Origin of the sequence: Bacillus ndiopicus (assembly GCF_000612805.1) — a bacterium.
Lineage (GTDB): Bacteria > Bacillota > Bacilli > Bacillales_A > Planococcaceae > Metasolibacillus > Metasolibacillus ndiopicus.
Window position 1 is genome coordinate 234,448 of sequence record NZ_HG964405.1, and the last position, 14,239, is coordinate 248,686.

Annotated in this window: 13 protein-coding genes and 1 other annotated feature; of the genes, 9 read left to right on the plus strand and 4 right to left on the minus strand. The window is 38.0% G+C overall.

All coding sequences use genetic code 11. From position 1 onward, the window contains the following. Positions 1-144: 144 nt before the first annotated feature. A complete protein-coding gene (gene sspI, locus TY13_RS09440; protein WP_042474805.1) occupies positions 145-351 on the minus strand; it encodes a small acid-soluble spore protein SspI in 207 nt (68 codons plus the stop codon). A gap of 124 nt (positions 352-475) precedes the next feature. Between sspI and TY13_RS09445 the strand changes: the two genes are divergently transcribed. The 3 genes from TY13_RS09445 to pheT all read left to right on the plus strand — a co-directional run bounded on the left by TY13_RS09445 (position 476) and on the right by pheT (position 5,075). Beyond that, positions 476-1,237, plus strand: coding sequence for a TrmH family RNA methyltransferase (locus TY13_RS09445; protein WP_042474808.1), 762 nt, complete (start codon positions 476-478; stop codon positions 1,235-1,237). A gap of 80 nt (positions 1,238-1,317) precedes the next feature. Then, positions 1,318-1,555: a binding site (T-box leader), on the plus strand. A 61-nt stretch (positions 1,556-1,616) separates the two neighbouring features. Then, positions 1,617-2,654, plus strand: coding sequence for a phenylalanine--tRNA ligase subunit alpha (gene pheS / locus TY13_RS09450; protein ID WP_042474811.1), 1,038 nt, complete (start codon positions 1,617-1,619; stop codon positions 2,652-2,654). A gap of 12 nt (positions 2,655-2,666) precedes the next feature. Continuing rightward, the gene (gene pheT / locus TY13_RS09455; protein ID WP_042474813.1) at positions 2,667-5,075 is read left to right on the plus strand and encodes a phenylalanine--tRNA ligase subunit beta; all 2,409 of its coding nucleotides are present in this window, start codon (positions 2,667-2,669) and stop codon (positions 5,073-5,075) included. A 172-nt stretch (positions 5,076-5,247) separates the two neighbouring features. Here pheT and TY13_RS09460 read toward each other — a convergent pair whose 3' ends face one another. Further along, the gene (locus tag TY13_RS09460; RefSeq protein ID WP_042474816.1) at positions 5,248-5,733 is read right to left on the minus strand and encodes a hypothetical protein; all 486 of its coding nucleotides are present in this window, start codon (positions 5,731-5,733) and stop codon (positions 5,248-5,250) included. A gap of 114 nt (positions 5,734-5,847) precedes the next feature. Between TY13_RS09460 and TY13_RS09465 the strand changes: the two genes are divergently transcribed. Together TY13_RS09465 and TY13_RS09470 are read left to right on the plus strand one after the other, a co-directional pair. Beyond that, entirely contained in the window at positions 5,848-6,384 is a 537-nt protein-coding gene (locus TY13_RS09465; RefSeq protein ID WP_042474819.1) for a hydrolase, read from the plus strand. A gap of 103 nt (positions 6,385-6,487) precedes the next feature. Next, the gene (locus TY13_RS09470) at positions 6,488-6,904 is read left to right on the plus strand and encodes a VOC family protein (protein WP_042474820.1); all 417 of its coding nucleotides are present in this window, start codon (positions 6,488-6,490) and stop codon (positions 6,902-6,904) included. Between the two features lie 37 nt (positions 6,905-6,941). Here TY13_RS09470 and TY13_RS09475 read toward each other — a convergent pair whose 3' ends face one another. Continuing rightward, positions 6,942-8,132: a coenzyme F420-0:L-glutamate ligase gene (locus TY13_RS09475; RefSeq protein ID WP_042474824.1), complete on the minus strand. Its 1,191-nt coding sequence runs from the start codon at positions 8,130-8,132 to the stop codon at positions 6,942-6,944. A gap of 209 nt (positions 8,133-8,341) precedes the next feature. On the opposite strand from TY13_RS09475, the gene TY13_RS09480 reads away from it, so the two are divergent. The 3 genes from TY13_RS09480 to TY13_RS09490 all read left to right on the plus strand — a co-directional run bounded on the left by TY13_RS09480 (position 8,342) and on the right by TY13_RS09490 (position 11,578). Then, complete coding sequence (locus tag TY13_RS09480; RefSeq protein ID WP_042474827.1) at positions 8,342-9,238, plus strand: LysR family transcriptional regulator; 897 nt, start codon at positions 8,342-8,344, stop codon at positions 9,236-9,238. A 79-nt stretch (positions 9,239-9,317) separates the two neighbouring features. After that, positions 9,318-10,808 carry a DEAD/DEAH box helicase gene (locus TY13_RS09485; RefSeq protein ID WP_052344286.1) on the plus strand — a complete coding sequence of 497 codons (1,491 nt, stop codon included), beginning with the start codon at positions 9,318-9,320 and terminating at the stop codon, positions 10,806-10,808. After that, positions 10,805-11,578: a YqhG family protein gene (locus tag TY13_RS09490; protein WP_230199416.1), complete on the plus strand. Its 774-nt coding sequence runs from the start codon at positions 10,805-10,807 to the stop codon at positions 11,576-11,578. Before TY13_RS09485 ends, TY13_RS09490 begins: the two co-directional genes overlap by 4 nt. A gap of 89 nt (positions 11,579-11,667) precedes the next feature. On the opposite strand, the gene TY13_RS09495 is transcribed toward TY13_RS09490, so the two are convergent. Next, positions 11,668-12,546 (minus strand): TetR/AcrR family transcriptional regulator, encoded by an 879-nt coding sequence (locus TY13_RS09495; protein WP_042475786.1) that lies wholly within the window; start codon positions 12,544-12,546, stop codon positions 11,668-11,670. A 168-nt stretch (positions 12,547-12,714) separates the two neighbouring features. Between TY13_RS09495 and TY13_RS09500 the strand changes: the two genes are divergently transcribed. Continuing rightward, positions 12,715-14,214, plus strand: a complete 1,500-nt coding sequence (locus TY13_RS09500) for a DHA2 family efflux MFS transporter permease subunit (RefSeq protein WP_042474830.1) — start codon at positions 12,715-12,717, stop codon at positions 14,212-14,214. Positions 14,215-14,239 lie beyond the last annotated feature (25 nt).

The window sequence follows — 14,239 nt, forward strand, 5'->3', positions numbered from 1 at the left end:
CTGTATGGGAGACGCTGTACGTTATTAAATAGCTACATAGTAAAAGCAATCCGGGGATGTCGGATTGCTTTTTTCATTAATAGTTATGTGCAAATTTGATTGTCTTGCGTACGAAATATGTTACTTAACGCGTGAGCCAAACTACTAGTTAAATTGTGTCGCAAGCTTTTGTGTGAAATTTTGTCGCTCCTGATCATTAGCGGCATTCCACCATTTTTCTAAAAATACACCTAGACCAGGTAGCAAATGCTCCTCGCCACGCTCGATAGCATCTTCCACGATATCGCTTAATTCCTGTGCATCTTGTCCTGCCACATTGGCGGCAATTGCTTGTCGTATTTGAAAATTCATCATCTAGTCTCCTTTTAAAAAGTTTCATTTATACTGTTACTATGGACAAAATCTATGGAATTATACTTTTCAAAGGAAAGTTATGATAAAATGAAGCATCGAAAAAGAAAAAAGGGCGGTATGTATGAAACGTATTGAATCAACACAAAATGCACTTGTAAAGCATTGGAAAAAGCTTATGACAACACGTAAAGAACGTGAAAAATCAGGAGAATTTATTGTAGAAGGCTTCCATCTTGTAGAAGAAGCATTAAAAAATAAAGAACAAATCGTGCAAATTATTGTCAAGGACGAAGTTGATCTGCCATTGTTATGGCCGATTGATGATGTTGAAATTGTGCAAGTAAATGATACAGTGGCTAAAGAGCTAGCAGAAACGGAGCAATCGCAAGGGGTGTTTGCACATTGTAAGCAGCCTCAATTAGTTGAGGAAAACATGAAAGCATGGCGTAAAGTATTACTTGTTGATGCAGTACAAGATCCAGGCAATATTGGCACAATGATTCGTACAGCGGATGCGGCTGGATTAGATGCAGTTGTGCTAGGAAAAGGCAGTGCAGATGCTTTTAATCCGAAAACACTTCGCTCAGCGCAAGGCTCGCATTTCCATATACCAGTTGTGCGTGGTGATTTAGCCGAGTGGATAGAGGACTTGCAAGAAGAGGGCGTTGCAGTGTACGGCACAGCACTTGAAAATGCCGTATCCTACAAGGAAATCGAAGCAACGGATGCTTTTGCTTTAATCGTAGGTAATGAAGGAAGTGGCATTAGTCCACAGCTTTTAGCAAAAACTGATCAAAATATTATTATTCCAATTTTAGGACAGGCTGAGTCATTGAACGTGGCAGTTGCTACAGGAATTTTATTATACGCGTTTGTGAAATAAATAAAACAATAATGTACAACCCTTCAATATCCACTTGAACCTCCTACAAAAATAGCGTAGAATAAAAACATATTGTATAAATAAATGCATTGACCAGGAAGAGTAGGTTCAATTGATTCATTTGAGGGAGTACAAGTCGTGACTGAAAGCTTGTATAATGATATCGAACACTACAGTTCACCCTGCGAGCAGCTATTCGGGAATTCGAGGAGCACTTTGAGGAAAGAATAGCCGGCGTCTAATTCGTCGTTATGTAAATGAAGTGATTGCATTGCAATAACTAGGGTGGTACCGCGAACATTCAACCTCGTCCCTTTTTTGGGGGCGAGGTTTTTTATTTTGCTTAATTATCACCAAAACTTTAAAGGAGGCAAAAATCATGGAACAACAATTGAATCAATTGAAAGAAGAAGTGCTAAAGAAAATTGAAGAAGCAGCCAATTTAAAAGCGTTAAATGAAGTACGTGTAGCCTATTTAGGGAAAAAAGGCCCGATTACAGATTTACTAAAAGGTATGGGGAAGCTTTCTGCTGAAGAGCGTCCGAAAATGGGGGCATTAGTAAATGCTGTACGTGAGCATGTAACAGCGGAATTAGAGGCAAAGGCAGCGAATTTAGAAGATCAAGCGATTCAAGCCCAATTAGAGCAGGAATCGATTGATGTTACATTACCTGGCGCAGCGATTAAAGCTGGAAATCGTCATCCATTAACACGTGTTATTGAGGAAATTGAAGATTTATTTATTTCGATGGGGTATGAAATTGCGGAAGGGCCAGAAGTAGAGAAAGACTACTACAATTTTGAAGCATTAAACCTACCAAAGGATCATCCAGCACGTGATATGCAAGATACGTTCTATATTTCCGAGGAAATTTTACTACGTACACAAACATCACCTGTACAGGCGCGTACGATGGAAGCCAAAGAAGGTGCAGCAGTGCGCATTATTTGTCCAGGTAAAGTATTCCGTCGTGACTCAGATGATGCAACACATTCACATCAATTCATGCAAATCGAAGGTCTTGTTGTTGGCGAAAATATTTGCATGAGCGATTTAAAAGGAACACTAGACGTATTAACGAAAAAAATGTTCGGTGCGGATCGTGAAATTCGTTTACGCCCATCCTTCTTCCCATTCACAGAGCCTTCTGTAGAAGTTGATGTATCATGCTTCAAATGTGGTGGCACAGGCTGTAACGTATGTAAACAAACAGGCTGGATTGAAATTTTAGGATCAGGTATGGTGCATCCCAATGTACTTGAAATGGCTGGCTATGATTCGAAAAAAGTATCTGGTTTCGCATTCGGTATCGGTGTAGAGCGTATTGCGATGCTGAAATACGGTGTAGACGATATTCGTCATTTTTATACAAACGATGTGCGTTTCTTATCACAATTCGAGCGTGCGGAAGGGTAAGGTGGAATAACGATGTTAGTATCATTAAAATGGCTTAGCCAATATGTTGATTTTTCAAACTTAGCACCTGCTGAATTAGCAGAAAAAATTACACGTTCAGGTATTGAAGTAGATGCTGTAATCGATCGTTCACAAGGTATGACAAATGTAGTTGTCGGGCATGTTGTTTCGAAAGAAAAACATCCAGAGGCTGATAAATTAAATATTTGCCAAGTTGATGTTGGCGAAGAAAGCTTACAGCAAATTATTTGTGGTGCTCCAAATGTTGATGCTGGACAAAAAGTGATTGTAGCTCGTCCAGGTGCGCATTTACCAGGCGGTATTAAAATTAAAAAAGCAAAGCTACGTGGTCAAGAATCAAATGGTATGATTTGTTCTTTACAAGAGCTAGGAATTGAAGGGCGACTTGTGCCAAAAGCATACGCAGAAGGGATTTACGTTTTACCAGAGGATAGCGTACCAGGCACAGATGCATTAGAGCTACTAGGCTTACGCGATACAGTATTAGAGCTAGGCTTAACAGCAAACCGTTCAGATGCGATGTCGATGTTAGGTGTAGCATATGAAGTAGCAGCAATTTTAGGGACGGATGTCAAACTACCTGAAAGCACATATATAGCGTCAAATGAAAAGGCAGCAGATGTATTGCAACTAGAAGTGCAAGATACAACGGTGAATCCATTATATGCAGCGAAAGTTATTAAAAATATCAAAGTGGCAGAATCGCCATTATGGTTACAGCATTATTTAATGGCTGGTGGTATCCGTCCTCACAATAATGTTGTCGATATTACGAACTATATTTTATTAGAGTATGGCCAACCTCTACATGCTTTTGATTATGATCAATTAGGCACAGGGAAAATCGTAACACGCCCAGCTCAAGCAGGCGAAAAAATGACGACTTTAGATGATGTAGAGCGCACATTGCAGCCGCATAACTATTTAATTACAAATGGTGAAGTGGCAGAGGCTGTTGCAGGTGTAATGGGTGGTGCAAAATCAGAAGTTTCAGATGCAACGACAACCGTTGTTATAGAGTCTGCTTATTTTGCTGGTCCATCTGTACGCCGCACATCAAAGGATTTAGGCTTACGTTCAGATTCTTCAGCGCGTTTCGAAAAGGGTGTAGATCCGAACCGCGTGCTACTTGCAGCAGAGCGTGCTGCTGGTCTACTAGCTGAGCTAGCAGGTGGCGAAGTATTAGAAGGTACTGTTTTGGTGGATGAATTAGATAAAACACCTAAACGCGTTGTTGTGTCGCCAGATTTCATTAATGGACGTCTTGGCATGAAAATCTCGTTAGAAGATATGATTGCTATTTTAAATCGTCTTCAATTCGGTGTAGAAGCAGCTAACGGCTTATTAATTGTTGATGTACCAACACGTCGTGGTGATATTACAATCGAAGAGGATATTGTAGAAGAAATTGCACGTTTATATGGATATGATGAAATTCCGATGACTTTACCAGCATCTGGTGAACAAGTAGGTGGCTTAACACCATATCAAGCGAAACGCCGCATTGTACGCAATGTGATGGAAGGGGCAGGCCTATATCAAGCGGTAACGTATTCACTTACTTCAGCCGCAGCCGCACAAAAATTTGCATTGCAAAAAGAAGAAACGACGAAGCTGTTAATGCCAATGAGTGAAGAGCATTCAACATTACGTCAAAGCTTACTACCACATTTAATTGATGCAGTAAGTCATAATGTTGCTCGTCAAGTAAACGATGTTGCATTATATGAAATCGGCTCAGTATTCCTTGGTAAAACAGCGGAAGAGTTACCACATGAAGAAGAGCATCTTGCGCTTGTTTTAACAGGACGTTGGACAGATAATGCATGGCAAGGCGAGAAAAAAGCAGTGGATTTCTTTGTAGCAAAAGGCATTGTTGAGGCACTGTTCTCGAAGCTTGGCTTAACTGCTGGGGTAAGCTATGAAAAAGCAGTAGTGGATGGCTTACATCCAGGACGTACTGCGCACATTTTATTAAATGGCGAAGTAATTGGTTTAATTGGTCAATTGCATCCAGCTGAGCAGAAAAAGAGCGATTTAAAAGAAACATATGTGGTGGAAATGAAGCTAGCTGCGATTTTAACTGCTGAGGTAGAGGAGCTTGTGTACAAAGCAGTTCCACGTTTCCCAAGCATTACACGCGACATTGCATTAGAATTAGAGCGTACAACACCAGCTGGCGAGATAGAAGCAATTATTCGCAAAGCAGGCACGAAATTATTGAAAAATGTTAAAGTGTTTGATGTTTATCAGGGCGAAAAAGTAGCGGCAGACAAAAAATCTGTTGCATTCTCATTAACTTATTTTGATGCAGAACGCACATTAACAGATGAAGAAGTTGTAGCAGCACATAATAAAGTATTAAAAGCACTTGCAGAAGCGGGCGCGGAAGTACGCTAAAAATGAAGAAAGCGCGTGAAATCCGGATTTTCAATCTGATTTCATGCGCTTTTATTTTTTAATCCAGCCTTGCGAGCGAAAGCAATGCTTTAATGAGCGAATTTGTAGCTCTTGCGGGCGAATTACACCTGCTTATGAGCGAATTGTTACTTTAGATCTATTGTAAAGACAGTTAAAGTTCCTCATTAAGAGCCTTTTTCGGCTTCACTATACCATAAACAGCACCGGCAATAGCGCTTAGCGTATGAATTAATAGAAATGTGTAGTAGTTGATAACCGCTCGATTTGTATACTCATTTAATATCGGAAAACCATAAATTTTTGAATTGGGGTCGCTCGTTGTACCGCCAAGCGATGCATACACTTCATTTTTATACTGCCAAGCATAATAGCTTGTAACAAGGACAAGCCCTACACCAGCGATTAGTAAAATATTACGCAGCATTTTATCTTGTGCATGACGTGATAGCTCAGTCGAAAAACGGAATGTAATAAATGAGCTTAATAAAATAAACGGCGCAACCAGTACAATACCGACAATGCCTAAATTTCCATGTTTTACTGTATTTTCAGGTTGGAATGTAAAAAAATACTCAATTATCATAACGCCGAATAAGGAAATGGCGATGCTAATGAGCCAGCTTCGTCTTAGTCGCATATAGAAAATACCTCCTCACCATTACCACTATACATGGAATGGTGATATCGTTCAATGCTGTAAATTGTAAATAATAATGGCAAGTTTTATAATGAGGGAAAGGGGGAACGGTCGATGTTAAAAAAAGAAGAAACTGTACTTGTATTAATTGATATACAAGGCAAGCTTGCACAGATTGTAGAAAATAGTGAGAGTGTAATTCAGAATATTGCGAGAGCTGTTAAGGGAGCAAATGTATTAGAGCTACCGATTTTATGGCTTGAGCAATATCCAAAAGGCTTAGGACCGACAGTTGAAGCAATTGCCAATGAAATAGATGGACAGCCAATTGAAAAAATGACATTTAGCGCATATGATACAGAAGAATTTCGTGTAAAGCTTGAAGCTACAGGGCGCAAAAAAGTATTGCTTGCCGGGATTGAATCACATATTTGTGTCTATCAAACCGCAGCTCATTTACTTGCAAATGGCTATGAAGTAGAAGTATTAGTAGATTGTGTTTCATCTCGTACAGAGGAGAATTGCCAATTAGGTATTGATAAAATGGTACAGCTCGGTGCTAAACAAACAAGCGTAGAAATGGCTTTATTTGAAATGCAGCAAATCGCAAAAGGTGATGCATTTAAAGCAATTAGTGCCATTGTGAAATAATTTGAAATTTTATATAGAACAAACGTTCTTTTTGGTGTATAATAATTTTTGTAATACTGTGTAAGCTAATACTAAAATTCAATTGAATGAGGAGTGGGCAAAGATGGCAATTAACGTATACTTAGTTTTTAATGGGAAAACACGTGAGGCAATTGAACTTTACAAGGAAGCTTTTCAAACACAAGAAACACAAATAATGACTTTTGGAGAAGGTCACCAAAATGATGAATACCCAATTCCAGAAGAAGCGAAAGATTTAGTTATGCATGCCCGTATGACAATAATGGGGTCAGAAATAATGTTCTCTGATACATTCCCAGGTCAACCACACACTGTAGGAAATAATGTTACATTATCAGTTTTAACGGATGATGAAGAAAAATTACGTTATGCTTTTGATGTATTAAAACGTGATGGCAATGTACAAATGGAGCTACAAGAAACATTTTGGAGCAAATGCTATGGCAACGTAGCAGATAAATTTGGTGTGGAATGGCAATTTAATTTAGAGCAAGCATAATAAAAAGGAGTTGGGGAATTTCCCAACTCCTCCATTATTATTTTGTATAGTTATCGAAATAACCTTGAATGTAAATCATTGGTGTACCTTTATCGCCCGAGCCAGATGTTAAATCTGAAAGGGAGCCGATTAAGTCTGTTAGCTTACGAGGTGTTGTACCTTGCGCAGCCATTTGACCAGTTAAGTCTTCACCTTTATTAGTAATATATTCAGAAATTGCTGCTTTTAGCTCTTCACCGCGTAAATCAGCAAAGTCATTGTCAGCTAAATATTTTAATTTTACTTCATTTGGTGTACCTTCAAGACCTTTAGTATAGGCAGGCGATACAACAGGGTCAGCAAGCTCCCAAATCTTCCCTACAGGATCTTTAAATGCGCCATCGCCATAAACCATTACTTCAATTGTTTTGCCAGTTGCTTCTTTAATTTTTGCTTGAATATTATCAACAATTGGTTGGCAATTGTGAGGGAATAGTTTTACTGTATCTTCCGTCGCTTTATTTGAGCCAAGTAGACCGTATTCTGGGTTAAAGCCAGAGCCATCGATTGATTCAGATAAAATATTATCTAAAGTAAATACTTTCTCTGCACCATTATTCACTAATGTACGTTTTGTACGGAAGCGCGTATGAATATCACATGCTAAGACACTTTTTGTGTAGTCTAAAATTGTTTTCGGATTGTTTGAGAAAATAACTTCGCATTGTGCGCCTTCAGCTTCAATCAATTCTTTATAGTATTCAATATAATCTACACCAGTAAATGTGTGTTTTTTATAGCCGAAATGTTCACGGAATTCAGCTTCAGATAAAGTGTCTGTCCATGGGTTCACACCTTTAACATCTAATTCATCAATATCAACAAGGTGGTTACCAACTTCATCCGATGGATAACTTAACATAAGAACAACTTTTTTTGCACCCTTTGCAATACCACGTAAGCAGTTTGCGAAGCGGTTGCGTGAAAGAATAGGAAAAATGACACCGATTGTATCGTCACCAAACTTTGCAGCGATATCTTTTGCAATATGATCAACGCCTGCATAATTTCCTTGTGCGCGTGCTACAACCGATTCTGTAACAGTTATGATATCGCGATCTTCAATTTGGTAGCCCTCTACCTTTGCTGCATTTAATACTGTATCTACAACGATTTGCTCGATATCGTCACCTTCATTAATAATAGGACCACGAAGCCCTCGTACAACTGTTCCAACTACACGTTCCATAGTATCTCTCCTAACATTTTCATCGATTGTGCCTCGGCTAAACCAAATTCCAATTTTTCTAATTTGTACTATTCGCCGGGCTTTTATCTTGATTCAGTGGGCGTCACGTCCCCACTGAATCAAGATAAAAACTACATTGTTTACTATACAGCAATCATATGTTATAAGTAAAATTAATAATAGTTATAGGGAGTATAAGTAGAATTAATATGATTGGAAAATTAGATTATTACCGTATTTTTAATGTCGTAAGCCAAAACAAAAGCTTTTCAAAAGCAGCGGAGGAGCTATTTATGACGCAATCTGCTGTAAGTCAAGCAATTTTAAAATTAGAAAAGGAGCTAGCAACACCACTTTTTCATCGTACCCCAAAGGGTGTTATTTTAACTGATGAAGGGCAAGTATTATATGAATATGTGCAATCAGCACTCGGTATTTTACATGCTGGAGAAGACAAGCTATTGGAATTCAAGCATTTGACGACAGGTCAGCTACGAATCGGTGTAGGCGATACAATTTCACGTTATTTTTTACTACCATATTTAGAAATGTTTCATTTAAAATATCCTGGCGTTAGGCTCAAAGTATTGAATGGTACAACATCTGAAATACGCGATTTTATTAGAGCTGGGGAGGCGGATGTAGGCGTTTGTAATTTACCTATTCAAGATAATCAATTACAAGTACATCCATGCAAGCAAATTCATGATATTTTCGTTTGTGGGGAAAAATATAAAAACTTAACGAAAAAGCCTATCACATTGTCGCTATTAATGAAAATGCCACTTATTTTTCTTGGCAAAAAGGCCAATTCACGCAATTATGTTGAGCAATATTTAAAGGAACAAGGCTATCATTTAACGCCTGAATTTGAATTAGGTTCACATGATTTATTGTTACAGTTTGCTCAAATCAATTTAGGTATTGCTTGTGTAACGAAAGAGTTTGCAATGGAATATTTAGAAAAAGGGCTATTGTATGAATTGCCCTTGCAGGAGCCTTTACCAGAGCGTAGCATTGGAATTTGCCATTTAAAATCAGTCCCGCTTTCAAGGGCGGCAAGGAAGTTTAGTGAGCTGATTGCACCGACAGCATTTTTACCTTGAAGTGAACAAAAGCGTCATGATGGATAAAAGCGTCACTTTTGGGCAACCTACAAGCAATTGAAATGCTGAGGTGGTCAAAATGGTGGAAATTGAGCAATCAACGATGTGGCAAGAAGGTTTTGAGAATCGATTAAATGGGAAGCTACCTTGGCAAAATTGGTCGCTTTATAAAATGAATTATGAGATGACACAAGCAAACTTAATTCCTGATTTTTCAGGCTTGCAATGTATAAAATATTTGCCGATGCTAACACCATTACAGCATCAAATTAATGCGGCGACAACTGTTATTGAGGAAATGCATGGTAAAGCCATTTTAGCAGATGAAGTAGGATTAGGGAAAACGATTGAAGCAGGTTTAATATTAAAGGAATACATGATTCGCAATCTTGTTCAAAAAGCGCTTATTTTAGCACCGGCTTCACTAATTTCTCAATGGGTTGAGGAACTGTCAATGAAATTCCATATCCCTGCTGCAGCATACAATAAAAAATATTCACTTGATGGTTGTGATGTTGTTGTTATGAGCATGGATACTGCCAAAAAAAGCCCACATAGTGAAAGGATTTATGAGCAAAATTATGACATTATTATTATTGATGAGGCACATAAATTAAAAAATCATAAAACCCAGGTGTATCAATTTGTACAGGGCTTAAAGAAAAAGTTCTGCTTATTATTAACTGCAACACCTATCCAGAATAATATTTTTGAATTGTTTTATTTAATTTCTCTATTAAAGCCAGGACATTTAGGGAGCTACGAGGCATTTCAGGCTGCTTTTTCTGCAAGCAAGCACTCTGCCCAGCACCATGAATTTTTGCAGGAGCTTGTTCATCAAGTGATGGTTCGAAATCGACGCGACAATACAAATATTGCTTGGACAAAGCGCCATGTGCAAATCGTACCGATTCATTTTTCGCCAGAGGAGCAGGCACTTTATACACAAATTAGCCAATTAGATGTGTCAAATCCCATTACGCGCTTAACGTTGCAAAAGGAACTGTGCAGCAGTAAAGAGGCACTCTATGAAACATTATCGAAAATGCCTGCGCCACCTGAAGAAATACTGGCTGAATTGCAGCAGCTAACAATCAATTCTAAGGCACAGAAAACAGTTGAGTTAATTCAGCAAATAAACAACAAGGTCATTATTTTTACAGAATATCGTGCGACGCAGCAATATTTACAAGCTTTTTTATATGAGAATGGTATCACATCTGTTTTGTTTAATGGGAAATTTAAAAAAAGCAAGCGTGATTATATGAAGCATCTATTTAAAGAGCATGCACAAGTGTTAATTGCAACGGAGGCTGGCGGAGAGGGCATTAACTTGCAATTTTGTAGCCATGTCATTAATTATGATTTACCGTGGAATCCAATGAAGCTAGAGCAGCGCATTGGACGTGTGCATCGTCTAGGGCAAAATGAGGATGTGCAAATCTATAATTTAGCAATAGAAAATACAATTGAACAGCATATTTTATCATTACTTTATAAGAAAATAGATGTATTTGAACAAGTAGTTGGTGAATTAGATGCGATATTAACTAATAGGAGTAAGGAATGATTGCTATGAATTCGCAGCAAATCAATCAATTTTTACATGATTTTTTTATCGAAACGGGCTGTGATGTTGAGCGACAAGAAGAGTTGCTTCATGTTCAGCTTTCTATAGAAATGGATAAAAAAATAATGAATCGCCCTTTTTATTGGAGATATATTGAAGCGACAAATGGAGAACCGAATCCTGCCCAACTAAAATTGACAACGAGCTTGCAGCGAGGGCAGGGGGAAATCATTCATTTTGGCTCACCGCGCTTACAGCAAATATACAGGGTGGTAGAGGAGTTTGGCGCCTACGTGCAAATGTATGAGGAAGCAGATGTAACAGCATCACAAGTTTTATTAACGCCTTGGCTAGCAGTCAATTATAAAGTGGCCTATTGCTGTGATTGTACAAAGGAAGTACTATACTCATTTGGCTTGAATTTAATGACTGGCTATATGGTGCTTGATTTTCATTCTTCGCTAATACAAAAAAATTTGATTCCAACTAAGCCCGCTAACGGATTTTGTGTGCAGCATATTATTGCACCCCAAAGAGGGCTTGAACGTATACAAGCAGCTCTAAACGAAATAATCGTAGAGGATGATCATACATGGGCCAATGAGGCAATCGTAAAATGGCAGCGTGAGCAGCGCATATTAGATTACTTTTACGATGGGGTTGACGATAAGCCTGAAATGTATGAAATAGAGAAACAAGCATTGCAGGAACGATACGGGGCAAAAATTAAAATGACTATTGTAAATGGTGGCTTGTTTTACCTTAAGTAAAAATAGCAGGGTATACGATTTTAATAAAATGTATAAAGGGTGCAATCCAAAGTTTCATCATACTTTGAATTGTACCCTTCTTTGTCATATTAGTTTTTTAATAAAAATGCGATTTTATAAGACAATTCAACTGCCTCAGATTCATGTGATGTACTTTTAAATGCAGCGTGGTAAGACTGAAGTGTTGCTTTAATAACATGTTTACGAAGCTCATCGCGCATTAGCTCTTCCATTAAAAAAGCAGTAAGCTCTTTACCAGTTGCGCTTGTTTTAATATCTAATTGTTTAGCAAAGCCTTCCAATTGCTCAATTACATTTGCTTTTGTTATGACAGGCTTCGTTGCTTTATTTTGCAAAAGCTGTAATACATCAGCATTTAACAGTACATCATTTGTTTTCTGCATCGTTGGAAGTAATGCTTGTACATATTCTAAACCTTTTTGTACAAGTCGATGCAAATCGGCTGGTAAGTGATATGCACTTCGCCATGACATGGCTAAATAATGAGTGATACCAAAAAATATAACAGCACATTCAAAGGCATATGGTCGAATTTCTTCACCAAAAACATTTGTAAAGCGCTCTGTTAGCCATTGTATTTCATGAAAACGATGCTGGCGCAAGCCTTTCTTTAGTTCAAGATCACTAGATTGGAAAATGCCTTCAAACAATGTTATTAAATTTTGTTCCTCATGCAGCTTCATTGGCACAATTATTTGCTCAATTAGTACATCGAGATCTTGTTCATTTTGATTGGCAAGTAGTTCATAGCGTTGTAGCTGCGCTGTATAACGAAGCTGCTCTAAAATTGCTAAAAAACATTCGTTTTTCGAAGTGAAATAATTATAAAATGTACCTTTTGAAATATTTGCATGCGCGATAATATCTTGTATCGATGTATGGTGGAAGCCTTTTTCTATAAAAAGCTGTAAGGATGCATCAATAATTTTCCTTTTTCTTGTGTTCACAGTCATTCATTCCCTTAGGTTTTATACTGACATTCTATCTTTAAAACACTTATAATTCAAGGTTTTTAAACTTTGAGTAAAAAATAGTTGCGAATTTTGGACTATGAGTATAAAATAGGTCAAGTGAAACTTCGAAATATGAAATAATAAATAGAAAGGGTTTTAAATATGACAGCAGAAACAGCAAAAAAACCGCCATATTTAATGATTGCAATTTTATTTATTGGGACATTTGTAGCCTTTTTAAATAATACGTTATTAAATATCGCGTTACCGTCAATTATGGTTGACTTAAAAATTAAAGATTACTCAACGGTGCAATGGTTATCGACAGGTTACATGTTGGTGAGTGGGATATTAGTTCCAGCATCGGCTTTTTTAATTACAAAATTTAAAAACCGAACAATTTTTATAGCTTCGATGGGATTATTTTTACTAGGAACAGTGATGGCTGCTTTTGCGCCTAGCTTTGGTATATTAATCGCAGGGCGTATGGTTCAAGCAGCAGGGGCAGCTACAATGTCTCCATTATTAATGAACATTATGTTAATTAGCTTCCCAATTGAAAAACGCGGAACAGCGATGGGGCTATTTGGTTTAGTTATGTTTGCAGCGCCAGCTATTGGGCCAACATTATCTGGTTGGATTGTAGAGCATTATGATTGGCGCGTACTATTCGAAATGATTATTCCTTTTGCGGCGCTTAGCTTAGTTCTTGGTATATGGAAGCTACGCAATGTTATGCCAACACGAGAAGTAACAATTGATTATTTATCACTCCTTTTATCAACGATTGGTTTTGGTGGCTTACTGTACGGTTTCAGTATGGCAGGTTCAAAAGGTTGGGGAGAACTAGAAGTATACGGCACAATTATTATTGGTGCGCTTGGGTTAATTACATTTATTATACGTCAGCTTAAATTGGAAGAACCATTATTAAATTTAGCAGTATATAAGCACCCAATGTTTGCATTAGCATCGGTTATTTCGATGGTTATGTCTGTGGCGATGTTCTCTGGGATGATTTTGACGCCAGCATATGTACAAACAGTGCGCGGTATTTCACCGTTTGATGCAGGTTTAATGATGTTACCTGGAGCACTTGTTATGGGCTTTATGTCACCGATTACAGGGAAGCTCTTTGATAAGTATGGTCCCCGAGTTTTGGCGATTACAGGGATTTTAATTATGACTATTTCTACTTATTTTTTAACAAAACTGTCGATGGAATCTTCACATGCATATATTATTACGGTTTATACAGTGCGCTCATTAGGGATGTCACTTGTAATGATGCCGATAATGACAAATGGTTTAAACCAGATTCCAATGAAGTTAAATCCGCATGGTACAGCAATTAATAACACAGTACAGCAAGTAACAGGCGCAATTGGTACAGCAATTTTTGTAACGATTATGAACTCTCATACGAAGTCACGTGCAGCAGAGCTAGCAGCAGAGGCGAAGGAAAAAGCAATGGCGAGCGGTGTTCAACCTACAGAATCGCAAATTGCTGAAATGACAGCGCAAATCGGACAATCAGCGATGCTTGAAGGAATTAATTTTACGTTTTTAGTAGCAACGGGAGTTTCAATAGTTGCATTGATCTTAGCGTTTTTTGTAAAGCGCGTTGATGTAACACAACGAGAAGGCTACCAAGGAAAATAAAAAAAGTAGGCAAAGTCATTTCTGA

Excerpts from the sequence above, each read along its gene's own strand:
- TY13_RS09500 (WP_042474830.1), top strand. The coding sequence starts at position 12,715 with ATGACAGCAGAAACAGCAAAAAAACCGCCATATTTAATGATTGCAATT.
- sspI (WP_042474805.1), bottom strand. The coding sequence starts at position 351 with ATGAATTTTCAAATACGACAAGCAATTGCCGCCAATGTGGCAGGACAA.
- TY13_RS09490 (WP_230199416.1), top strand. The coding sequence starts at position 10,805 with ATGATTGCTATGAATTCGCAGCAAATCAATCAATTTTTACATGATTTT.
- TY13_RS09465 (WP_042474819.1), top strand. The coding sequence starts at position 5,848 with ATGTTAAAAAAAGAAGAAACTGTACTTGTATTAATTGATATACAAGGC.
- TY13_RS09475 (WP_042474824.1), bottom strand. The coding sequence starts at position 8,132 with ATGGAACGTGTAGTTGGAACAGTTGTACGAGGGCTTCGTGGTCCTATT.
- TY13_RS09460 (WP_042474816.1), bottom strand. The coding sequence starts at position 5,733 with ATGCGACTAAGACGAAGCTGGCTCATTAGCATCGCCATTTCCTTATTC.
- TY13_RS09470 (WP_042474820.1), top strand. The coding sequence starts at position 6,488 with ATGGCAATTAACGTATACTTAGTTTTTAATGGGAAAACACGTGAGGCA.
- TY13_RS09485 (WP_052344286.1), top strand. The coding sequence starts at position 9,318 with ATGGTGGAAATTGAGCAATCAACGATGTGGCAAGAAGGTTTTGAGAAT.
- pheT (WP_042474813.1), top strand. The coding sequence starts at position 2,667 with ATGTTAGTATCATTAAAATGGCTTAGCCAATATGTTGATTTTTCAAAC.
- TY13_RS09445 (WP_042474808.1), top strand. The coding sequence starts at position 476 with ATGAAACGTATTGAATCAACACAAAATGCACTTGTAAAGCATTGGAAA.
- TY13_RS09480 (WP_042474827.1), top strand. The coding sequence starts at position 8,342 with ATGATTGGAAAATTAGATTATTACCGTATTTTTAATGTCGTAAGCCAA.
- pheS (WP_042474811.1), top strand. The coding sequence starts at position 1,617 with ATGGAACAACAATTGAATCAATTGAAAGAAGAAGTGCTAAAGAAAATT.